This is a genomic window from Pseudoalteromonas sp. GutCa3 (assembly GCF_002836155.1).
GTDB classification, from domain to species: Bacteria; Pseudomonadota; Gammaproteobacteria; order Enterobacterales; family Alteromonadaceae; genus Pseudoalteromonas; species Pseudoalteromonas arctica.
Window position 1 is genome coordinate 44759 of the sequence record NZ_PJBK01000012.1, and the last position, 23717, is coordinate 68475.

16 protein-coding genes are annotated in these 23717 nt (G+C 39.5%); 7 read left to right on the top strand and 9 right to left on the bottom strand.

The window, feature by feature from the left end; translation table 11 throughout:
• Both CXF64_RS00655 and CXF64_RS00660 read left to right on the top strand, forming a co-directional pair.
• On the top strand, positions 1-564 hold the full coding sequence (locus tag CXF64_RS00655) for a DUF6942 family protein (RefSeq protein WP_101216038.1): 564 nt from the start codon (positions 1-3) through the stop codon (positions 562-564).
• Positions 565-583: 19 nt separating this feature from the next.
• Positions 584-976 (top strand): ACT domain-containing protein, encoded by a 393-nt coding sequence (locus tag CXF64_RS00660; protein WP_010552876.1) that lies wholly within the window; start codon positions 584-586, stop codon positions 974-976.
• 150 nt (positions 977-1126) lie between these two features.
• On the opposite strand, the gene CXF64_RS00665 is transcribed toward CXF64_RS00660, so the two are convergent.
• From CXF64_RS00665 to CXF64_RS00680, 4 genes are all read right to left on the bottom strand, one after another.
• The gene (locus tag CXF64_RS00665) at positions 1127-1783 is read right to left on the bottom strand and encodes a class I SAM-dependent methyltransferase (protein ID WP_024592702.1); all 657 of its coding nucleotides are present in this window, start codon (positions 1781-1783) and stop codon (positions 1127-1129) included.
• 28 nt (positions 1784-1811) lie between these two features.
• Positions 1812-5462, bottom strand: a complete 3651-nt coding sequence (locus CXF64_RS00670; protein WP_101216039.1) for an AAA family ATPase — start codon at positions 5460-5462, stop codon at positions 1812-1814.
• On the bottom strand, positions 5459-6706 hold the full coding sequence (locus CXF64_RS00675) for an exonuclease SbcCD subunit D C-terminal domain-containing protein (RefSeq protein WP_101216040.1): 1248 nt from the start codon (positions 6704-6706) through the stop codon (positions 5459-5461). The genes CXF64_RS00670 and CXF64_RS00675 overlap by 4 nt, the downstream gene beginning before the upstream one ends.
• Before the next feature lie 78 nt (positions 6707-6784).
• The gene (locus tag CXF64_RS00680; protein ID WP_002959190.1) at positions 6785-7021 is read right to left on the bottom strand and encodes a hypothetical protein; all 237 of its coding nucleotides are present in this window, start codon (positions 7019-7021) and stop codon (positions 6785-6787) included.
• Positions 7022-7600: 579 nt separating this feature from the next.
• Between CXF64_RS00680 and CXF64_RS00685 the strand changes: the two genes are divergently transcribed.
• From CXF64_RS00685 to CXF64_RS00700, 4 genes are all read left to right on the top strand, one after another.
• The gene (locus tag CXF64_RS00685) at positions 7601-10048 is read left to right on the top strand and encodes a M1 family metallopeptidase (protein ID WP_024592705.1); all 2448 of its coding nucleotides are present in this window, start codon (positions 7601-7603) and stop codon (positions 10046-10048) included.
• Positions 10048-10542, top strand: coding sequence for a DUF6702 family protein (locus CXF64_RS00690; RefSeq protein WP_101216041.1), 495 nt, complete (start codon positions 10048-10050; stop codon positions 10540-10542). Before CXF64_RS00685 ends, CXF64_RS00690 begins: the two co-directional genes overlap by 1 nt.
• Before the next feature lie 322 nt (positions 10543-10864).
• Positions 10865-11482 (top strand): HAD family hydrolase, encoded by a 618-nt coding sequence (locus CXF64_RS00695; RefSeq protein WP_007583617.1) that lies wholly within the window; start codon positions 10865-10867, stop codon positions 11480-11482.
• 144 nt (positions 11483-11626) lie between these two features.
• Positions 11627-12352, top strand: coding sequence for a YebC/PmpR family DNA-binding transcriptional regulator (locus CXF64_RS00700; RefSeq protein ID WP_101216042.1), 726 nt, complete (start codon positions 11627-11629; stop codon positions 12350-12352).
• Positions 12353-12551: 199 nt separating this feature from the next.
• Here CXF64_RS00700 and CXF64_RS00705 read toward each other — a convergent pair whose 3' ends face one another.
• The gene (locus CXF64_RS00705) at positions 12552-14741 is read right to left on the bottom strand and encodes a malate synthase G (protein ID WP_101216043.1); all 2190 of its coding nucleotides are present in this window, start codon (positions 14739-14741) and stop codon (positions 12552-12554) included.
• Between the two features lie 402 nt (positions 14742-15143).
• Here CXF64_RS00705 and CXF64_RS00710 point away from each other — a divergent pair, with 402 nt between their 5' ends.
• Complete coding sequence (locus CXF64_RS00710) at positions 15144-16745, top strand: isocitrate lyase (protein WP_024591564.1); 1602 nt, start codon at positions 15144-15146, stop codon at positions 16743-16745.
• Positions 16746-17560: 815 nt separating this feature from the next.
• Here the strand turns inward: CXF64_RS00710 and CXF64_RS00715 are convergent.
• The 4 genes from CXF64_RS00715 to CXF64_RS00735 form a co-directional block, all read right to left on the bottom strand.
• On the bottom strand, positions 17561-19579 hold the full coding sequence (locus tag CXF64_RS00715) for a S9 family peptidase (RefSeq protein ID WP_101216044.1): 2019 nt from the start codon (positions 19577-19579) through the stop codon (positions 17561-17563).
• A 153-nt stretch (positions 19580-19732) separates the two neighbouring features.
• Entirely contained in the window at positions 19733-20467 is a 735-nt protein-coding gene (locus tag CXF64_RS00720; RefSeq protein ID WP_101216045.1) for a 5-oxoprolinase subunit PxpA, read from the bottom strand.
• Position 20468: 1 nt separating this feature from the next.
• Entirely contained in the window at positions 20469-22280 is a 1812-nt protein-coding gene (locus CXF64_RS00725) for a glycoside hydrolase family 3 protein (protein WP_101216046.1), read from the bottom strand.
• An 816-nt stretch (positions 22281-23096) separates the two neighbouring features.
• On the bottom strand, positions 23097-23621 hold the full coding sequence (locus CXF64_RS00735) for a hypothetical protein (protein WP_007583632.1): 525 nt from the start codon (positions 23619-23621) through the stop codon (positions 23097-23099).
• Positions 23622-23717 lie beyond the last annotated feature (96 nt).

Sequence of the window (23717 nt, forward strand, 5' to 3'; positions counted from 1 at the left end):
TTGAATACCCAATTAGTTGGCTTAGGTGATACGCAATTTAGCGTGGCAGTATACGTAGCAAAAGCGCCGCCAATGCCGTTTTTTGAAACACTTGAATGCCTAGAACCGGTTATAAATGAGCAAATAAATACCATAAACCAGCACTGTGGTAATGGTTGGCGCAAAGTGTTTAACGTGTACGCAAAAGTGCTATTTGCCCTGCCAAGTGAGCATTATTCATTTGCTAAACAAGCCCCTACTTGGCAACAATATCGCGATGAGTATTTACTGCAAAAAAACAGTAAAACTGCCCTGCTATTTAGCGCGCCTAACACTACTATTACGTGCGCAAATAAAGCTACTAGCAATAAAAACCAGTTACACATAATTGCCGGTCGTACGCACACTAAAAACTTATTACAACAAGGTAAGTTACATGCTCAGTTTGATTGGCTTGACGACGAGTTTGCAATAGACACCAGTAACAACATTATTGTGTGCCCATATTTTGATTACAGGCAACTAAGTAATATAAAAATTGCGAGATTAAGCGAGCTAGTCGCGCAGCTAAAAATCACTAAATAACACATTGTAGGGAACGACCATGGCCGGAATTTTAGAGTTAAACGAATTATTAAAATCAATGCAGCCAGCGCTTAAGCAAGGCGAGTATATTTTTTGTTGCTTAGCAGGCTCACTTGCCGATTATGTTCATTTAGAGCCACTTGCCACTTATGTTGAAGAGGAAGGGCTAACCCTTATTTTAAAAGCTGAAACCGCCGATAAAGCAGGTATTACTTACGAGGGTAAATATAATTTAATCACTCTTAACGTACATTCAAGTTTAGAGGCCGTTGGGCTAACTGCTGCGGTATCTGCAAAGCTAACTGAGCATGGCATTAGCGCTAATGTGGTTGCTGCGTTTTATCACGATCATATTTTTGTACAAACAGATAAAGCACAAGCTGCAATTAAAGCACTTGGAGAGATTGGTTAGGATTGCTGGCACAGCAACGATTTGAGTGATGTGGATATTAGATCGTCGGGTGGCGCTTCGCTTAACCGACCTACGTATAAAAACACCGAGTTTGTTCACTCGGTGTTTTTATTGGTGCTAAATAGCGGGTGCTTGTTTAGCTTGTAAAACTTAAACTACATATCCGCTAAAACCTAGAGCTTTAAAATACAGCTTCGGAATGCCAAATTTGCACTCATTTAGCAGTTCGCTAAAGCGCATTCTATCAAGCGGGTAAAACTCATTTTCTAAGTCGTGCCCTGTTTGTGTTTTACCTGTTTCGGTTAAACCCAATTGCGCGCACGTTGTAAGCTGGGCTTCGCGCTCAAATGAAGTTTCAGGGCGCATTAAATCTGCAATATAAAGGTTGGCGTCTTTTTTAAGGCTTCCTTTAATCGCTTTTAGTAACTCTTTTTTATCGCCGTTATCTTGTACAAAATGCATTACCAATAAACATAAAACGGCATCGGCTTTAACCGATAATTTATTAACAGGTCCACTATGAATATTAACGCGGCTTGCTATGCCTTGCTCATCAAATTGCTGCTTCGCGATAGCAAGCATATCGGCTGATGTATCTTGCGCGGTAAATTGCCATGTAGGGTTTAGTGCAGCCAGTGCAAGCACTTCTTTGCCTGTGCCTGCCCCTACTACTAAAATATGCGCATTATCGCTTAGCGTTGCTTTTAGCTGCGCGTTAGTGAGCTGATGTAATAATTCATAACCAGGAACTAAACGGGTTATACGGCTATCGTATTGTGTTGCTTGCTCGCCTGTAAACGTTGGCATTGTATCTCCTTGTTTTCAGTAATGTTGCTTATAAAACTTCAACTGTGGAATATCCACCTGGCTTTTTGGCTACATGCACTTGAGTGGCTACACGCTCGCTCATTTGTGTTACGTGCGATATAACGCCTACTTTTCTGCCTTGTGCTTGCAAAGAATCCAAAGCGTCCATTGCAATGCTTAGGGTTTCGCTGTCTAACGTACCAAACCCTTCGTCAATAAACAAAGAATTGATTTGTACTTTGTTTGACGAAAGCGATGCTAAACCAAGTGCAAGTGCGAGCGATACTAAAAATGACTCCCCGCCTGAGAGTGTATTAACAGAGCGTTGCTCGTCGGCCATGTCGCGATCGATAATCGCAATGTCGAGCGTTTGCGCTATGGCGGTTAATTCGTAGCGTTTGTTGAGTGTTTTTAAATGGCTGTTGGCATAGTGCAGTAATATTTTTAACGTTTGCGTTTGTGCTAAGTTACGCATGGTTTTACCCGTTGCATCACCCAAGACTTTATTAAGCAAATGCCACTGTTCAACCAGCGTTTTAAGTTTAGTTAACTCGGCTTGTTTGCCTTCAAGCGCCTTTGCGTTTTGGTTGTGTTGCTCAATAGCGGTATTAGTTGCTAGTAATGAATTTTGCAGCTGCGTTTGTTGCTCATTTAAGCTGCTTAATTGCGTACTTAAAGCCTCTGCACTTTGTGTTGGTTTATCGCTACTGTTGTGTTTTTCAAGCGTAAGTTGCTGCTGTTTTAATGCGGCATTTGCATCTGTTAGCGCTTGAGTTAACTGCTCGTGCTGAGTTAAATGCGCTTTAATAGTCTCGCTACTAAGCGTTAGTAAAATTTTGACCTGTTCGTGCGTTGTATTGCTGTATTGCGCTTTAAAGTCAGTAAACCACTGGTTATAACGTGCCTCAAGCGTTGCTAGCTCTTGGCTGTTTTCAAGCAAGCGTTGCTCTACATTTTTAAGCGTTATGGCGTGCTCATCTCGTTGTTTTATAGCGTCGTCATATGCTTTTTGACTCGCTTGAACCTGCGATTGCATTTGCTCTTGCGCACTTGTAAGTTTTGCTTGGTAGTCGTCTGCGCTTATTTGCTCGTTATTAAATAAAGCTAAGCGCTCACTTTGCGTAGCGTTTAATAGCGCTTTAGCTTTTACAAACTCTTCATTAAGTACTTTTAACGATTGATCGTTGTTACTTAAAAGCGGGGTAAGCTGCTTTATTTGTTCATTAGCTGTGTCTTGACGTTTTTGGCTTTGCTCAAGCTGCGTTTGAGTTTGCTGATACTGCGTAACCTGCTCGTTCAGCTCGCTAAGTTCAAGCGTATTGGCTTGTAGTTGCTGCCAAAAATCACTGTTTTCAAATTGATTATTGAGCGTTGTACCAAGCTCGTTAATTTGCGCACTTAGTTCGCTATGCTTACTCGTTAACTGGTTTTGCTGATGTGTAAACTCAAGGTGTTTATTACTAAGTTGCTGCTGTACTTGCTGCTCTGCTTTAAGTGCTGCTAGTAGCTCATTTACTTTAGTTTGCAGTGTACGCTGGCGTTTTTGCTGCTCAAAGTATTGCGCTTTTTGCTCCGTTAACTGCTTATAAGTTACTTCAAGCTGATCAGGCGTTAAGTCATTAAGCTCTGTGCGTGCGCCTTGCATGGTATTTTTAATGTCGAGCTGTTTGGCTTTTGCTGTTTGTATTATTTGCTCAAGTTGTCCGTGTTCAGCAGTTAATACGGCATGTTGAGTTTGGTGCTTATGCAGCTCGCTTTGTGCATGGTCAAATTGCTTTTTAGCTATATTAAAATCATTTTCAAAATCAGTAATTAAGTTATTTAATTGCTGATTTTGATTTACCGCATACGGGTGCTCAGTTGCACCGCACACTAAACAAGGTTCATTAGGGCGAAGCTCAGTGCGTAAATGCTCTACGTTCTCGCTGGCTCTTAAGCGCGCTTGGTTAAGTGCGTACTCGTTGCCTTTAAGCGCTTGCTCGCTGGTTATTAAATGCTGATTAAGTAAAGCATGGGCTTGCTGGCTTTCATTTAACTGCTGATTAAGCACTTGTTGGCGTTGAGTACTTTGTTTTAGTTCTGCGTTAAATTGCCCGTAGCGCTCTCGCTGCTCTTTTAAGTAATCAATACTTTTTAGCTGCGCGTCGCAGTGCTCTGCATTAAATTCATTAAGCTGAGTATTTAATGCCTGTAAAGTTGATTGCTCACCACTAAGTGCTACCTCGCACTGCTGCACTTTATTATTTTGCGCATTTAAAAGATCGCTCTGACTTGCAAGCTCGCTATTAAGAGTTTGGCTTTGTGCAAGGTTTGCGGTTAATTGCTGCTGTGCATTTAAGTAAGTATTAAAGCTTTGCTGATAGTAGCTCCAGTCTTTTGCTAAAACATGCAGCTGTGCATGCTCATTAAGCCATTGCTGGCTTTTAGCTGAGTCGGTATTAGCAAGTTCAAGCTCGCTATTGCTTTGTTTAAGCTGCTGTGTGAACTCATCAAACTGAGATTGCTCTTTGGTTATTTGCGACTCAGTACCTTTTACAGCTTGAGTTTGCAAGGCAATGTTGCTGTCGAGCTCTCGCGCTTTAGCTATAACGGGCGCTGCATTTTGTTTTTGCTCATTGGCGTTATTAAGCAGCTCGGTATGCTTAGTAAGCGCGGTATTACGCTCGTTAATTACCGCTAAATGATCAACACTTTTAAGCGATGAAACTTGCTGGTTTTGCGCCGTATTTTGATCAGTTAACTGAGTAAAGCGGCTGCGGTTATCTTTTATTTCAAGCGCTTGCTTGGCTTGTTTTGCCTGCTCGCTTTGCTCAACGATACTTTCAAGCGCTGAGCTTGCTTGTTTTTGTGTTTGCTGTGCTTGCAGTAAGTTTTGCTCAAGCACTGTAGCTTGCTGATACCAGTTAAGTGCTTTTTCGGTTTTGGATAGCTCTTTTTTAGTGTGTTCGGTTTGCGCTTTTAAATCGGTTAACTTGGTTTGTTGTAGCTCAAGTTCATCGCTCGTTAACAAAGTATAGCTTTCAAGACCAGCTTTAAGCGCTTCAAGCTTTGCTACTTGCTCTTTATGACGTTCAAAAATACGCACGCCAATACGGCTAAATTTATCGGTACCTGTTAAGCACTCTAAAAGTTGCGCTCGCTCATCGCCAGTGGCTTTTAAAAACGCAGCAAACTCATGTTGCGCTAAAAGTACGGCACGGGAGAACTGCTCAAAGTTAAGCCCTATTTTGCTCTCGACTTCTTTTATTGTGTGGCTTTTGTCAGCTATAAGGGTTTCGTCTGGCAGGGTTACTAAAGTGTGCTCTGCTACTTTAAGTTTGCCTGTTACTTTTTTATGGGTTCGTGCAATTGTATAGCGCGCACGATAAAGCTGTTTATCTTGTCCTAAAAAGTCGACCTCGGCGTAGCCTTCCCATGTACCTCTGCGTAGCAAGTTTCGCGCATCATTAAGCTTAATGCTGTCGCCGTTAAACTCAATTAAGTTACCTTTATCACCGCGCAGCCTCGCTGTTTTTGTATAAAGGGCTAAACAAATGGCATCTAAAAAGGTACTTTTACCAGCGCCAGTATCGCCTGTTATCGCAAACAATCCTGCATCTTTTAATGGGGCTTTAGTAAAATCTATTTCAGCGTCAACTATTGAGGCTAAATTATGAATACGAACTGCGGTTATTTTCATAGTTGTTCTTGCTCCGTAAGCTCGTTTATCACATCACTTAAAAGTGCTTTTAGCTCATCGGGTACGCTTTGCCCTGCCATGTCTTTATCGTTTGCGAACGCTTGTTCTAATAGGTTTAGTGGATTGAGCATTTCAACTTCGCTTAAATCTTCAAATACGGTGTTGTCGTCATTTTGCGCTGATTGCTCACGTACACGTTCAATACCACAAAATTTAATATGCTTACCTTCAAGTGCTTGTTCTATTTGTTCTCTGAAGGTGGTGTCGGTATCGCTTGATTTAAGCTTTACACGTAAATAAGGCGCTATTGTATTTTGTGCAGTGTCGAGCGCTTTAATTTGCTCGCATAGTTCGCTTAATGGTACACACTCCCCTTTTGGTAAAATAATTACATCGGCAGAGCGCGGAATGTAAAGGGGGTTTACAGTTGTACTAATATGTTGTTTTTCATCAATAATAAACTCAACAACATTTACTTGGTGCGTGTAGTTACGTTCTGAAAACGACATAGGGATAGGTGTGCCGCTGTAGCGAATAACATCACTTTTAGCGACTTGTTGCGCTTTGTGTAAGTGCCCAAGGGCAACGTAGTTGGCTTGTTTACCAAATACATTGGCTGAAATAGACTCTTCACCACCTATTACTAAGTTACGCTCAGAATCACTTGAGATGTCCCCGCCCTTTGCGTGTAAATGCCCCATAACTATTAATGATGAGTTTTGCTCGTTTATATTAGTAGCTTGCTCTAGTGCAAGTTCGTAAGCTTTTGAAACGCCTTGAGCATAACTAGGACCGTTTTCGGTTTGGCTAAGTAAACTTACATCACTTGCGCGTAAAAATGGCATAGCGACGATTACAGCGCGTTTACCATTGGTATTTATGGTAATAACAGTTTCATCGGGTGTTGCGACATCAAAGCGCCCTACTACGTGAGTATCAAACTGTGCAAGTAATGGCTGAGCTGCCAAAATACGATTTGCAGAGTCGTGGTTACCCGCAATAATCACTACGTGTAATAGTGGGCATGCTTTTTTGGCGTCTTTAATAAATTGATAAAGCTGATTTTCAGCGCTAGCACTTGGAGTCGCTGTATGATAAATGTCGCCAGCAACTAAAAGTAAGTCTATTTGTTGTTCAACAAGAGTGGCTAATAACCATGTAAAAAAAGCTTGATGTTCAACACGGCGATCGTGTTCGTAAAATTGTTGGCCAAGGTGCCAATCTGAGGTGTGGAGGACTTTCATGTCGCGCTCTTAATAAAACCGTAAGAGCGCCAATATACCCAAGGCTGTTAAAGATGCAAGCCTAAGGCATGCATTACGTTAGGTTAAACTGTACCAAGCTGAAAAAACAACCGGTAATGCTAAAAGTGCCATTAATAATGGAATTTTTAACGTTTTAGTTTGTTTTGCGTGTAGCGCCTTTAGTGCATTAGTTTCGTTGCACGCTGCTACTTTATCGATATAAAAATAACCCGAATCGAGATACTGCTTACAGTTATTCTCACTTGCTGGAATCGCAATTAGTTCTTGTTGTTTTTTTAGGATGTAAAAATCCATAAGCCCACCGCATTTCTTGCTAGTAATCGATATTAATTTGAGGATAAATGTGACGAATTTATTTGCCTCAAATAAAAAGGTTGGCGATTTTAAATATAAACAGCACTAAAGATCAACCTAAAATTACACTATTTGTCATTTATCGTACAAATAGCGAATATTAATGAAGTTCGGCAATATTTGAGCCAATTATTTACTCGTTTCACTGTGTTTTTGTTCAGTAGAAAGGGCTTTTAGGCCATTTTACTTGTTGCGAATTAGCAATACTTATACGTAGGATTAATGGTCTACCTAGTAATGCCAAAGCAATACTTTTTTAGCAATATATATAAAGTGAATGATATTTTTTTAAGTTCTGGGACTTTGTATTTAACTGATCAAAACCATTATTAAAACCCAATTTTGTAAACCCCCTTTACAGTTTTTATCTATTCGTATTTTGTTACAAAATAATTGTATTTTTCAATCTAAAAAACTAAGTGAACATCACCCTAAAAATACGGTACTTGGTCGCTAATTTATTGAAGCTAACTGGTATATTTGTCAAAGTACGCTCACAAAATTATATTAGGACTAACAATGAAAAAAATAGGTCTTACGCTAAGTGCTTTTGTATTGCCGTTCGCAATATCGAGTGCAGCTATGGCGTCTTCGGTTGAGCAAACAAAAGGTTCTTTTGTTGATAAATTTCGTCAATTAGACGAAGCACTTCCTACACCCAATGTATATCGTAGTGCCGCTGGCGAACCAGGTGAAAAATACTGGCAGCAACGTGTAAATTACGATATTGATGTGAAGCTAGATGAAAAAAAGCACCGCATTACCGGTAGCCAAAGCATTGAATATAAAAATAACTCACCACATACGCTTAAATATTTATGGTTACAGTTAGATCAAAATATTTTTAAAAGCGATTCAATTGCCGAAACAACTAAAACGTTTAAAAGCACTTTAGAAAGCCTACCAGCTCAAAAGCCCGCTAAATTAAGTTTAGGTGAATTACGTCGTCAGCAATTTATGAGCGACAACGAACTGGGTTATACAATCAGTGGCGTAAAGGATGACGATGGTAAAGAGCTACGCGTAACTGTAGTTGATACCTTAATGCGCATCGATTTAAACGAGCCATTAAAACCAGGTAAAGAAGTAGAATTTAGCATGAACTTTGCCTTCAACATTGTTGAAGAGGATGCAGTGGGTGCACGTTCTGGTTACGAGCACTTTGAAGAAGACGGCAACGACATATTCTTAATTGCTCAGTGGTTTCCTCGTTTAGCCGCTTATACCGATTACGAAGCATGGACAAACAAGCCATTTTTAGGCTCTGGTGAGTTTACGCTTGAGTTTGGTGATTACGATGTTGAGATTACTGTTCCGGCAGATCACATTGTATCGGCAACAGGTAAACTTGATAACGCGAGCAAAGTACTTACAAGTACTCAGCGTAAACGTTTAAAGCAAGCCGAAACATCTAAGCGTCCTGTGTTTATTGTTAACGCAGAAGAAGCGCTAGAAAACGAAAAAGAAGGCACCGACAAAACTAAAACGTGGCACTTTAAAGCGCAAAACGTACGTGACTTTGCTTGGGCGTCGTCTCGTAAGTTTATGTGGGATGCAAAGGGTTATCAGCAAGGTGGTGACGTTCAGCCTTTAGTTATGGCAATGTCGTTCTTCCCTAAAGAAGGTGGTGACTTATGGGAGAAGTACTCAACTGAAGCGGTAGTACACACAATGGAAGTGTACTCTAAGTATTCTTTTGACTACCCATACCCAACTGCGCAATCGGTAAATGGCCCTGTTGGCGGTATGGAATACCCAATGATTACCTTTAACGGCCCGCGTACTAAGTTACAAGATGATGGTACACGTACTTATTCTCAAGCTGAAAAGCGCTTTTTACTTGGCGTAGTTATTCATGAAGTGGGTCATATTTACTTTCCAATGATTGTTAACTCAGATGAGCGCCAATGGACGTGGATGGATGAAGGCTTAAATAGCTTTTTAGATGGCGTTGCTGGTCGTGAATGGGATCCTACTATTCCTTGGGGTGTTGAGCCTCGCGATATAGTGAGCTACATGAAGTCTGAAAACCAAGTACCTGTTATGACTCAGTCAGACAGTGTATTACGCTTAGGTCCTAATGCTTATACTAAACCTGCAGCAGCCCTTAATATTTTACGTGAAGTAATTTTAGGTCGTGACTTATTCGACTTTGCATTTAAAGAGTATGCTCAACGCTGGAAATACAAGCGCCCTACTCCAGCTGATTTTTTCCGTACAATGGAAGAAGCCTCTGGTGTTGATTTAGATTGGTTTTGGCGTGGCTGGTTTTACACCACAGACCATGTAGATATCTCTTTAGATAAAGTATATCAACTACGTTTAGACACTAAAAACCCTGATATTGATTACAGCCGTTTACGTGATATTGAAGCAGACAAACCTACTTCATTATTTGTTGAGCGTAACCGCGCACAAGGTAAAAAAACATGGGTTGAGAAAAACTCTGATGTTACCGATTTTTATGACGAAAACGACCGTTTTACTGTAACCAATAAAGAACGTAACTCGTACAATAAGTTTTTAAAAGGCTTAGAGCCGTGGGAGCGTAAAACGCTTGAGCGTGCTTTAGAAGAAGATAAAAACTATTACGTTATGGAATTTTCAAACCTTGGTGGTTTGGTAATGCCTATTTTATTAGAGCTAACATATGAAGATGGCACTAAAGAAGAGCGCTATATTCCTGCTGAAATTTGGCGTCGTAATTATAAAAACGTTCAAAAGCTGATTGTTACCGATAAAAACAAACCGCTTGTATCAGTTACTGTTGACCCAGGCTGGGAAACAGCTGACGTAGATGTTGAAAACAATAACTACCCTCGTCGTATTATTCCTTCACGTATTGAAGTGTTTAAAAAGGAAAAGAGTAAAGCTAAAGTTAGTCGCGATATCATGCAAGATATTAAAACTGAGCTTAAAACTGATGAGAAGAAAGACGAAAAGGATGACGGTGAGGAGCAGCAATAATGCGCTTTTTGCTTATTATTGTTTGCCTTTTAGTTGCTGCGCCAAGTATGGCGCATCAACTAAAGTCGTCAGTTACAACCGTGCTTTTTAATAAACGAACGCATAATGTTGAATTAATGCATCGCTTTTATTTACATGATACCGAACACGCCGTAGGAACATTGTTTAAAGGCAAAATTGATATTATTAGTAATAAAGCCGACCAACAACGTTTTGCTAAGTATGTTGAATCGCATGTTGCTCTACAAACGTTAAGTGGCGAACCTTTACCACTTAGCTTTGTAGGGGCACAAGTTGATGGTAAGTTTTTTTGGGTTTACCAAGAAGCACCAATTCCTGAAAACATTGAAGGAATTAAAATGAGTAATGGCGCACTTCGTGATTTATGGCCATCTCAGGTAAATATGGTAAACGTTGAGGGCAAAGGTAAGATTAAAACTTTAAACTTTGCTCAAGATGATACTTGGCTCGAAGCCCACTTTGAGCAAAATTAATATTTAAAACTTCCCCAACCGACGCGCACAGCAGTTGTTTATGTGCGCGTTTTCTTCATACGTTTAAACTGCGTTCATGTTTGATCTGTTATTTGTAAATTTACGTAAAATTTGTGAGTTCAATTTGTATATTTACCTTTTTTTGCGCATGATATATCAAGCACTTAAATTACTTTGTTATCAATAGATTGATAATGTTGCGTATTAATATTTAAATATAGTTAGTTTCATTTATCCCTTTGTATTTACCGGCCTAGGGCATAAGCAGTAGAGAATTTTATGTTTAAATTTCATTTAGTAATAACTAAATTCAGGGAATGATATGACTACTCAGGTTGAGGCTATTTTTGGAGTGATTTTTGATTTAGATGGAACATTGGTTTCATCAGAATTAGATTTTGCATTAATAAAGGCCCAAATAGGTTGCCCTTGCGAGCAAGACTTACTTGATTACATTGCTCAGTTGCCCTCACCGTATATGCGTGAAGAGGCAATGAATATAGTTCACCAACACGAATTAATAGATGCACAACATGCCAGTATATTACCTGGTGTGAGTGAAGCTATTCATGCTTTAAAGTCTAAAAATATTCCGATGGCGATTGTTACTCGCAATTTTGATAAAGCAGCGGCAATTAAATTACAAAATAATCCACTCCCTATCAGCACAGTTTTAACGCGAAGCGATGCCCCAGCAAAGCCAGATCCCAGCGCTTTAAATGCCATTGCTACACTTTGGAACATTAACGCCAGAAATTTACTTTATGTAGGCGATTACCTTTACGACATTCAAGCTGCGCACAATGCAAATATGCGCGCGTGTTTATACGCTCCAGAGTCAACGCCTGCTTATGCCGATCAGGCAGATTACGTTTTACATGACTTTGTTGAATTAGTGACATTAGTTGAGAGTTATTCTGAAAAAATAGAGTTATGTTAAATAGCGTGCTATTTCATTTATTCTGAAATGAGTATGTAGTTATAAAAGTTTTTATTAATCAAGTTTGCCCATTGCGGAGCTAGCCCAATACGTTTTGAATTGGTAAAATACCGCAAAACGTAACGTATTCATTAGGGGCACAAAATGGGCAGAGCATTTGTAGTTCGTCAAAGTTCTATGATCAAAACAGCCAATGCAAAAACAAAAGTAAACTCAAAGTATGGTAAAGAGATTTACGTTGCAGCAAAAAGTGGCGATCCCGATCCCGAAGTAAATCAAACACTACGCCGTCTAATCGAAAAAGCTAAAAAAGACCAAGTACCCGCACACGTTATCGATAAAGCAATTGAAAAAGCAGCCGGTGGCGCAGGGGAAGATTACTCTGTTGCCCGTTACGAAGGCTATGGCCCAGGTAATTGCATGGTTATTGTTGACTGTTTAACTGACAATCCGAACCGTACAATTAAAGATGTACGTTTGCCATTTACTAAAACAGACTCAAAAATTGGTACTCCGGGCTGTGTAGCACATATGTTTGATCATTATGCGGTACTTGGCTTTGCAGGCGATGACGACGAAATAGTATTAGAAGCATTAATGATGGCTGATGTTGATGTTAGCGATGTTGAAGCCGAGGACGGTAAAATATCGGTATTTGCACCACCAACAGAATACTTTAAAGCTAAAACAGCCCTTGAAAACGCATTTGAAGGCATTAACTTTGAAGTAGACGAAATTACGTTTATTCCTCAAGTTAATATTGAAATTGAAGACGAAGAAGTTATTGCTAACTTTGATAAGTTTATAAATATGCTTGAAGATTGTGACGATGTACAAAATATTTATCACAATGCCATTGTAAAAAATTAGATTTAATTAGCTAAAGCTTTAAAAAGCGTGTTTTGTGTATGCAAAACACGCTTTTTTACGTTTGAATAAATGTTAGATATTCATGTGTATTATCTATATACCTTTAAAATGCCTTAAAAGTGATGTTATTCTAATTTTAGGCGATAAAAAACCAGCTTAAAAGCTGGTTTAGCACTTAATCTGAACTTTGCTTAAGCGGTTAAAGCGTATTCGTTTTTTGTGCTTTATATTTTATACGGTAGCTATGTAGCAGTGGTTCAGTGTAACCACTAGGTTGTGTTACACCCTCCAAAACCAGTGCAAGTGCAGCTTGAAACGCAATGCTGTTATTAAGGGTTTCTTCGTTTATTGCCATGGGTGTATACGCAGTGTCATGCTCGTTTTGACCATCAACTACTTTGGCCATTTTAGCCATTGTTGATTTTATTTGCGCCTGTGAACACACGCCATTTAGCAACCAATTAGCTATATGTTGGCTTGAAATACGCAGTGTTGCTCTGTCTTCCATTAGCCCGATATGGTTAATGTCGGGTACTTTTGAGCAGCCAACGCCTTGATCAATCCAACGTACAACGTAACCTAAAATACCTTGTGCGTTGTTTTCAAGCTCACTTTGAATATCTTCTTTTGAAAGCGTTTTAGGGTCTGTCATTAGCGGCGGTGTAAGCAGGTCATTAAGGCTCGCAATAGTACGTTTAGCTATACTTTGCTGCTCAGTAAATACGTTTATATCGTGATAATGCATTGCATGCAGAGTAGCGGCTGTAGGGGAGGGCACCCATGCTGTATTAGCGCCTGATTTAGGGTGAGCTTGTTTTTGCTCCATCATTAATGCCATTTTATCTGGCATTGGCCACATGCCTTTACCTATTTGTGCTTTATGACTTAAGCCACAAGCAAGGCCAATATCGACGTTGCGATCCTCATAAGCTTGTATCCATGGTTGCTGCTTAATCTGTGCTTTTGGAAGTACAACACCCGCTTGCATAGAGGTATGAATTTCATCGCCTGTTCTGTCTAAAAATCCAGTATTTATAAATACAACACGCTCTTTAGCTGCATAAATACAGGCTTTTAGGTTTACAGAAGTACGGCGTTCTTCATCCATAATACCCATTTTAAGCGTGTTTTTAGGTAAGCTTAGCGCTTCCTCTACTAAGCTAAATAAAGTGTTAGTAAACGCTACCTCTTCAGGGCCATGCATTTTTGGTTTTACTATATTAATACTTTGCGCGCTGGTATTTTTAATACCTGTTTTTTTATTTAGGTCGTGCAGGGCAGCGGTGGCAGTAAACATCGCATCCATAATGCCTTCAAATACCGGTTGATTGTACACATCGGTAATCGCAGGATTCGTCATTAAATGGCCAACGTTTCTAACAAACATCATGCTACGGCCTTTTAAAGTAACGGTGCCGCCATCGAGTGCGGTGTATGTTTTATCACTTTGCAGAGTGCGCTCTACAGTTTTATCGCCTTTTTTAAACGATTCAACTAGGTTACCTTGCATCAAACCAAGCCAATTTTTATAAACTTGTACTTTATCTTCTGCATCTACCGCAGCTACAGAATCTTCACAATCCATAATGGTGGTAAGCGCGGCCTCTAACACTACATCTTTTAAGCCTGCTTTATCTGCTTGGCCAATAATGTGGTGGTGATCGATATGTAGCTCTATGTGTAAATCATTGTTTTTTAATAACACTACGGTTGGGTTTTGTGCTTCACCTTGATAGCCAATAAGCTGAGATGGGTCAGCTAATGTGGTTTGAGAGCTATCACGTAACGTAATTAAAAGTGCGCCATCTACTACTGAATAATTAGTGCTTTCTATATGCGAGCCATTAGTGAGCGGCAATGCTTTATCTAAAAACTGACGAGCGTAGGCCATTACCTTAAAACCACGAACAGGATTGTAGGTATTGCCTTTTTCGGCTCCATCGTCTTCGCTTAACACATCTGTACCGTATAAAGCGTCGTATAACGAACCCCAACGTGCGTTAGCGGCATTAAGTGCAAAGCGTGCGTTACTGACAGGCACAACCAACTGAGGACCTGCTGTAAGGGCTACTTCGGGTTCTACATTTTGGGTTTCAATTTCAAAGTTGGTAGGCTCTTTAACTAAATAGCCAATATCTTGCAAAAAGGCATGGTACTTAACGCTATCCCACGTTTTATTAGCAAGATGGTAGTCATCTATTTGCTGTTGAAGCAATTCTCGCTTTTCAAGCAGTGCCTTATTTGTAGGGGTAAGTGTTTGAACTATATGTGCAAAGCTTTGCCAAAATTGATGCTCACTTAAGTGAGTGCCTGGTAGTAATTGATTTTTAACAAAATCAGCGAGTTCTGTGTCTACGCTGAGTCCTGAATGTGTGAGAGTGTGGGACATAATTGCCTTCCTTAAACGGTCGCGATGTTGTTGTGTGCTTGTGCGTTAAGGCAACAATAACTCAAAAAGGCAATGTTGAGTGCTTTTTAGCCATTCACAAAATGTATAGCCAAAATAACAACTATAAATTTACTAAATCTAGAAAAGGAGCCTAATGTTGAATCAAGCGAAACGGAGCACACACTCCTAGCCACTCTCACAACATTAAAATAATTTATACCAATCTGCTTATGTATGGGGTCTATTTAACGTTAAGAAAATTACGCTAGAGCTAGGCAAAAATTTTTGTATCTAGTTATTCTAAATAAAAAATTTTTAACGACGTTATAGTGCAATTTAATTCGTTAAATTGATCAAAGATTTATGCGGTTGGTATTACACACTCGTTCGAAGGATTTTATTATGACAACATATCAACGCGAAACAGACACACTCTCTACTCTTTGCCAATCACAAGGCAGCGCATGGAAAGCTATTAACCCTGAATACGCAAGCCGTATGCGTTTACAAAACCGTTTTCGTACAGGGATTGAAATTGCGCAATACACAGCAGACGTTATGCGTGAAGATATGGCTGCATATGACGCCGACACAAGCCTGTACACCCAATCTTTAGGGTGTTGGCATGGCTTTACTGCCCAACAAATGATGATGGCTATTAAGCGCCATCAAAAAACAACTAAACGCAGCTATGTATACTTAAGTGGCTGGATGGTTGCAGCACTTCGCTCTGCATTTGGTCCGCTGCCAGATCAAAGCATGCACGAAAAAACATCAGTACCTGCATTAATTGAAGAAATTTACACATTTTTAAAGCAAGCTGATGCACGTGAACTAGACCACTTGTTTAACGACCTAGATGCAGCAAAAGCGAATGGCGGCGATGTTCAAGCTGTTATTGATAAAATAGACAACTTTGAAACTCATGTTGTGCCAATTATTGCTGATATTGACGCAGGTTTTGGTAACGAAGAAGCAACTTACTTACTGGCTAAAAAAATGATTGAAGCCGGTGCGTGTGCCATTCAAATAGAAAACCAAGTATCTGACGCCAAACAATGTGGTCACCAAGCGGGTAAAGTTACCGTTCCACACGAAGACTTTTTAGCAAAGATTAACGCAGTACGTTACGCCTTTTTAGAACTTGGTATTGATAACGGTATTATTGTGGCACGTACAGACTCATTAGGTGCAAGCCTTACTCAAAAAGTACCTGTGTCGCAAACACCAGGTGACTTAGCAAGCCAATACAATGCATTTTTAGAAACGACGCCAATTAACGGTGTTGATGACTTAAATGAAGGCGACACAGCAATGAAAATTAATGGCCAGTTATGTAAACCAACTCGCCTAGATAACGGTTTATTTCAATTCCGCGAAGGCACTGAAAAAGACCGCGTAGTACTAGATTGTATTACGAGCTTGCAGTCGGGCGCTGATTTACTGTGGATTGAAACAGAAAAACCTCATGTTAAGCAAATTGCAGAACTGGTAAATCGTGTTAAAGAACACGTGCCAAATGCAAAACTGGTATACAACAACTCGCCTTCGTTTAACTGGACGCTTAAGTTTCGTGAGCAAGTATATCAAGAGTGGGAAGAAGCAGGCCGTGACCTTAGTGCTTACCCAAGCTTTGGCGACAATAAAGGCCTTATGGCACCAGAAATGGATGCAACAGAACTTGCGCAAGCAGCCGATTTACTAGTGCAAAACTTCCAGCGCGATGGCGCACGTGAAGCAGGTATTTTCCATCACTTAATTACTCTGCCTACGTACCATACAGCTGCGCTAAGCACTGATATTTTATCAGAAGGTTACTTTGGCGATATGGGTATGCTGGCTTATGTACGTGATGTACAACGCCAAGAAATTCGTCGTGAGCAAGCTTCTGTTAAGCACCAAGACCTAGCAGGGTCTAACATGGGCGATACACACAAAGAATACTTCTCTGGTGATAACGCGCTAAAAGCCGGTGGTGAAGATAACACCATGAACCAGTTTTAATTCCTAACTAGATAGTGTTACTCAAGGGCCAATAGGCCCTTTTTATTGCTTTAAGTAAAATTAGAACATTGAAGCATAATTACAGATCAGACTTTAACTAGGGCGTGTTGATCTTTGTGGATTGAAATTTGTTCAATCTAGGGGCGATTAAATCGCGGCGCGAGGTTTGTAACCTAGTGGGCTAAGTAAAAACCGAGCAACAAAGAGTTTATCGCCCCTAGAAAGAACCCAAAGGGCAGCGCATGTTTGGTATTTATGCTACGTTATCGCCTATTCATGGGGAATAACCACACTACATAAGCTCCGCCTTGCCTAAAAACCAAACATACTGCTGCAAATTAACCCACCAAAGTTCAACACGCCCTTGCCAAATAATTTTGGATCACTATTTAACTACCTGAGTGAATTTACAGATCAGAGTTTAACTAACCTTTCATAAAACGGCATATTTGGGGTGATTTTGCTGTAAAAAGCGTTTACAACAACTTTAAAAGGCAGGTAAGTGACTGATTTTTGCTTTAATAGGCAAACTTAGCGAATTTATAAACCGATTTTTTACTAACTTCTCTGTGCTATAAAACAAAATTTTACTAACTGATAGGCTATAAACAGTGACTCAAACCGATTTTTTACCAACTCAAGTTACAAAAAATCCTATAAACCGAAATTTTACTAACTGAAGTTTTAGCTAAGTCCGATATTTAACTGTCACAGAAGTGTAAAGGGGGTTTACAGTTTGAATACTAAGGCGGTAAATACAAAAGCCACTTATTTGAAGTGGCTTTTATTTGAGCTATAAATTTATTACCCAGAGTTTATTTAGTGTGTTTATCAAACCACCATTGAATATAAGCTACTTTAGTCATTAAGTTTGATGGGCGAGCTGTAATACCATGCGATGCATTAGGAATGCGCACCATTGCAGTATCAACGCCTTGTAGTTTTAATGCCTGATAAAACTGCTCAGTTTCTGATATTGGTGTACGGTAGTCAGATTCGCCAGTGAGCAACATAGTAGGAGTTTTAACGTTTCCAACATAACTAATAGGCGAGCGCTTCATGTAATGCTCGATGTGATCCCACGGTTTACCCGGAAACCAGTAATCAGCAAAAAACGGGTAAAAATCGGCAGTTAGTACAAAGCTGATCCAATTAATAACAGGCTTAGCAACTACAGCCGCAGCAAAGCGATCGGTATGACCTACAATCCAAGCTGTTAATACACCACCGCCAGAGCCACCAGTTACAAACAATTTAGACTCGTCAATAAAGCCTTTCGCTATTAGCGCATCAACGCCAGTCATTAAATCATCAAAATCGTTACTTGGATAATTATGATGAATAGTGTGTGCAAACTCTTTACCGTATGAATCACTACCACGTGGGTTCATGTATAAAACGACATTTCCTTTGGCTGCAAACAGCTGAATTTCAGCGCTAAAGTGTGGACCGTAATTAGCTACTGGACCGCCATGTATTTCTAGTATTAGCGGATATTTTTTGCTGCTGTCAAATTCTGGTGGGTAAGCAATCCATCCTTGAATAGGTAACTCATCGTGACTTGATTTAATCCAAATTTCTTCCACTTTAGCCAAAGCTTTGTCGCCCAATGCATCTGCATTAAGGGTAGTTAAACGCTGCGCTTTACCGCGTTTAATTGTTGCTATATCAGCAGGGCGCTGAGTATCGGCAAGGGTAAAGGCTACTTCGCCATCTTCGCTTACATCAAAGTCACCACCAGAATAAGGGCGACCAAAGGCAACACTGCCAATTTGAGTTGTTATTATTTTACGCTTGCCGCTGCGTGGTTGATAGGCGAGGGCAGTTTGACCTTTATCTGCATAGCTAAAGTATGTGCCTTTGGAGTTTGCACTCCATTTTATTTGACCTACGCTACGGTCAAAATTTGGCGTTAAGCTTGTTGTGTTACCTGTTTTTAAATCACGAATATAAAGCTGAGCGTTTTCGTAGTTAGTGCGTTTATCATCGTAACCTGTGTACGCTAAGTAACGACCATCGGGCGATACTTTAGGCTGCTCGTCAGGTCCGTTTCGGTCAGTAATTTTAGTTATATTTTGTGTGGCTAACTCGAGTTGATAGATTTCACTGTTTGTGGGTTTTAGCTGGTTGTTTGTGTGCCTATTTGCAGAAAAATAAAGCGACTTACCATCGTTACTAAAGCTTACATAGCCCGCGTTATCAAACTCATCATGAGTGAGTTGTTTGGCATTACCACCGTTAGCGTCTATGGAAAATAATTGGCTAAAACCTTTTTGCGTATAACCGCCACCATCTGAACGATAATAAACATCATCGATGAATTTAGCGGGCTCTGCCCACGTTGCATCTTTTGGTTTGCCTGGTAAGCTCACTGGCGCTGAATTAGCGCTTGGAACAAACATACTAAATATTAATTGACTAGAATCAGGGCTCCATGTAACCGCACGTGGGCTATTAGTCAGATTACTAATTTTTGCCATAGCACCTGTTTTAAGCCATTTAATATATATTTGGCTGCTACCATCGCGAGTTGATATAAACGCAAGGCGCTGACCATCAGGAGAGAGTACTGGCGAATAGTCCATATGCACGCCAGAGGTTAATGGCTGCATTTGTTTAGTTTTGTAATCAACAGACCAAATATTACCAACTTTGCGGTCGGTTTTTATATCCATGCGGTTACGCACAAAATAAACAGTTTTACCGTCTTCGGTTATATCTATTTGATTGGCATATTCTAAATTAAACACATCTTGCAGTTGTAGTGTATTTGTTTCAGCGTAGGCTAAATTGCTACAACCTAAAACGAGGCTAAGTGTTAAAAGCTTTTTCATTTTTATCCCTGTTGTTACTTTTTTTAATTTTCTAAGTAGTTATATGTTAGGGATTATTAAATTAACAGTAGGATGCGATGAAGCTCTTATTTAACTCTATGAGTTAAAGCTGTAAAGGGGGTTTACAGCTTCTATTTGAGGTTGTGTAAAAGTTTAGTTAGCTGAGTTACAAAGGGCTTTTATATCTTTTATAAGCGCTATGCCATCAGCGTTGTCGCCATGTACGCATAAGCTATGGGCGTTGAGCGTTAGTTTTTTTCCAGTTCGTGTTGTCACGCTGCCATCGGATAAAAGCTGAGTTACTTGTTTTAGTAATGCAGCTTTGTTGTGAACGCTACCCTCAAGTGTTCGTGACACTAAATGCCCGTCGTCGGTGTACTGTCTGTCGGCAAATGCCTCGAGTACTAAATCAACTCCTGAGCTTTTAGCTATTTGAATGTGCTTATTGGCATTTTTAGTCGCTAAAACCATTAGTTTCAAATCTATTGGGTACCTGGCAATTGCATTTATAACGGTTTGTAATATTTTATCATCAGCCATCATGTCGTTATAAAGTGCGCCATGCGGTTTAACATAGCTAAGTGTTAAACCTTGTACTTTTGCCATGCCCTCAATAGCGGCTATTTGATAATGCAGGCAATTTGTAAGCTCTTTTTCGCTAAGTACCATTGAGCGCCGACCAAAGCCTTGCTTATCTGGGTAGCTTGGGTGAGCACCAATTTGTACGTTATGTTGCTTGGCAAGTACAAGAGTGTTTGTCATTACGTCGGCATCACCTGCATGGAACCCACACGCAATATTAGCCATATCAATATGTGGCATAACGTCATCGTCTAGCCCCATATTCCACGCGCCAAAGCTTTCGCCTAAATCACAATTGAGTTTCATATTAGTGCGCCTTTTGCGGTTTTATTGTGACAGGTAATACGCCGTTAGCCGGTGCTTCTCCTAGTAACACTTTTGCAAGTGCGGTAAAAGCAGGACCAGACACAATATCGTTTTTATCTACATCAATATTATATGCGTAAGATGCAAGTACAGCATTTGCATAATTGCCAAGTTTAGCAATGTCGTAAGGGGCACTTAGGCTTATAAAAACAGTGCTTTTATTTTCCTCTTTTGCCATATTTAATAATGACTCAAGTGCTTTTGGTTGCTCTGCATTATTAAGTGCAAAATTAGGATCGTCTTTTAAATCATCCATACCGCCAATTTCGACCGCACTTTGATTAGGCGTTGCATTGCCGGCTATAACTACATCAGCAGCGTGTATTTGTGTTTTAGCTTGTGCAGGATTAAACCCTTGTAGGCTGCTACAGCTATAATTAAGTTTTTGCTGGCTGATAGCTTCAATCGCTTGCTGCATTGCCATACATTTACGCGTGTCTGGCATAATAATATGAACATTACTTCCTGCTTTTAAATTAAGTGGCAAAATACTGTTATTATTTTTAACCTGCGTTATTGCCTCTACAGCAAGCTGCGCTTCTATTTCGCGATGTGCTGCACTGCCGATTGTTTGCTTTGCATTTATGAGCACGGTAATAGGGTCAAAATTAGTGCTTAACCTAAATTTATTTTTAAGCGTAATTATACGCATCGCTGATTGTGCTATTTCTTGCTCATCAAGTTGGTTTGATTTAACCGCTGCAACAAGCTCTTTAATAAGGTCATCGAGCTTGTCTAAATCATCCGGTGTTCTAATTTCAACGGGCATTAGGGCAATGTCAGCCCCAGCCGCAAACGTATTTATTACCGCTTGAGTTGGTGTAAAAAAGTTACTAATACCAGCCATATCAAGCGCATCTGTTACTACAACACCTTGGTAATTAAGCTCACCACGTAAAATATCAGTAATGATTGCGCGCGACATTGTTGCCGGTTTTATCATCGTTTTGCCATTAACACTTATAAACGTTGTGCTATCGAGCGCTGGGTATTGAATATGCGCCGTCATTATCATGCCTGGGTTTTGCTTGGCGATAATGTGTTTAAAGGGTGCTAGGTCTTGCTCGTAAATAACTTCTTTTGCATGGTTTACTTTAGGCAAACCTGTATGGCTATCTACGTTTGTATCGCCGTGGCCCGGGAAGTGCTTTAACGAGGTAATAACGCCGTTATTCTCAAATCCTGCAACCTGTGCGGCGCCTAATTTACTCACTAATGCAGGGTTTTCACCAAACGAGCGTACGTTAATAACAGGGTTATCGGGGTTCATGTTTACATCAACCGTAGGCGCGTAGTTTACATTGATACCCAGCGAGCTTAGTTCTTTAGCTATAACAGTTGCTGTTTTTGTCGCAAAGCTTATACCGTGTTTTTTGTAGGTTGCGCCAATCGACATATTACCGGTAAATGAGGTGGCAACATCGCGTGGTAAACGCGCTACACGTCCGCCTTCTTGATCTATAGATATAAATAGAGGCAGCTTACTACTGGATTTACTTGCAGCTGTTTGCAATTGGCTATTAAGCGTAATGGTTTGTTCTATTGATTGAGTATTTTCAGAAAATAAAATAACTCCACCAATATCGTATTTAGCAATAGCGGTAGCAAGCTCATTAGGTAACTCGGTCATTGGAGTTCGGCATTTATTACTTGCTCCTTGCTGGCAAAAGTAGCGAAAGTCGAGTATTAACTTTTGCCCAAGTTGTTGTTCAAGAGAAAGCACGGGTTTAGCAAACGAGGATTGTAATGGCATTAAACACCCAGATAAAAAAACGATAGACGGTACAATACACTTATTTAGCAAAACACACTCCAAGGCTAAAAAGTAGATAAATGTATGCAGCTTAACTACTTTTTAAAGTAACTGCAAAAGAAGGTTTTCTTTACAAAAACCATTAACGTATTGTAAAAATTAAAGAAAAATTATAGTTTTGAACTTAGTGAAAAGTTATATTTTTTCTGCCTTTATTGATATTAGGTAATAAATATTTAATAGGGTGTAATTGCAGGCTTTATGCTCAATTATAGGTGCAAGTATTGAATGCCTGATACTTAGGATGGCATTCATTTTCGAAAGAATTATTAATAGCCTTAATCTTCGATTTCTTATTTTTCATTTAACGATTACAGCCTTTATTAGTACTTTAGTAAGTAGCTTTTATTCTACCTACCAAGCACAAAAGGAGCAGTTAAAAACGTACACTAAAAAGTAACTATGCCTACGCTAATAAATTAGCATCAACAACTGATACTCTTTAGAATCAGCAATGCAACAACCTGCCTATTCAACTAAAAATCATCTTGAAAAGACAATACTGTGGCGCGTTTAGGTAGAGAAGAATTTGTATTTTTTTACCTAATAAGAACAGCAAAGTGCGCGCAAAATAGCAGAGTGATTACGTCAAACCGTTGAGTCTATAAATACGTAAACTATTGGATTTATAATAATTCCTATTGGCATTGCAACTTGGTCTGAGCATAGTAACGAAATAGACCAAGTTTAAAAATGTGCTGACAAAGTACTTTACCATGTTAATAAGTATGGTAGTGATAAGTGCATTGTTGCTGATTAAAAGTGTGTTTCGATAGGTGAGTAATCAATTGCAACTTCTACATTGCTCACTGAGCTATAATTGTTTAGATCTTTAGATAATCCTGCAATATCAACATCCTTTTCAACAAGTAATGTGTAATTGTGAGCTGTCGACTTAACTAACTCATAATTATTTTTTAACTCATCAGGCAAAGAATCGGTATTTAATGTAATGGTAAGAGTACCTGTTACTACACCTTTTTGCTTTAAGTTCTGATTATAAATAACGTCGCCTTTAAATAACTGCTCAGAGTTAAAAATAAGCTTATCACCAGATGAATTTATGCTTTTAGATGCTTTTTTCATAATACCTTGACTGCTTTCTTTTTTAGGGAAAATAGTGTCAGTTTTCTGGTTCTTAGATGGTTCTTTTATAATGATTTCTGCTGTTTTAGGTAGCGCCTGAGAGTTGTTAACCTCTGTTTTTTCACTGTTATTACATGCAGATAGTAATAAAGCTGCAATTATTGGCACTGAACTTGTAAAAATTATTTTTTGCATTCGTTTACCTTTGTTTACTTTTCTCTAAATTTAAAGCTATTCAGCTTCATTCAAGTATGTATATTAACAACTTAACTATGCGTTTACATAAAATAA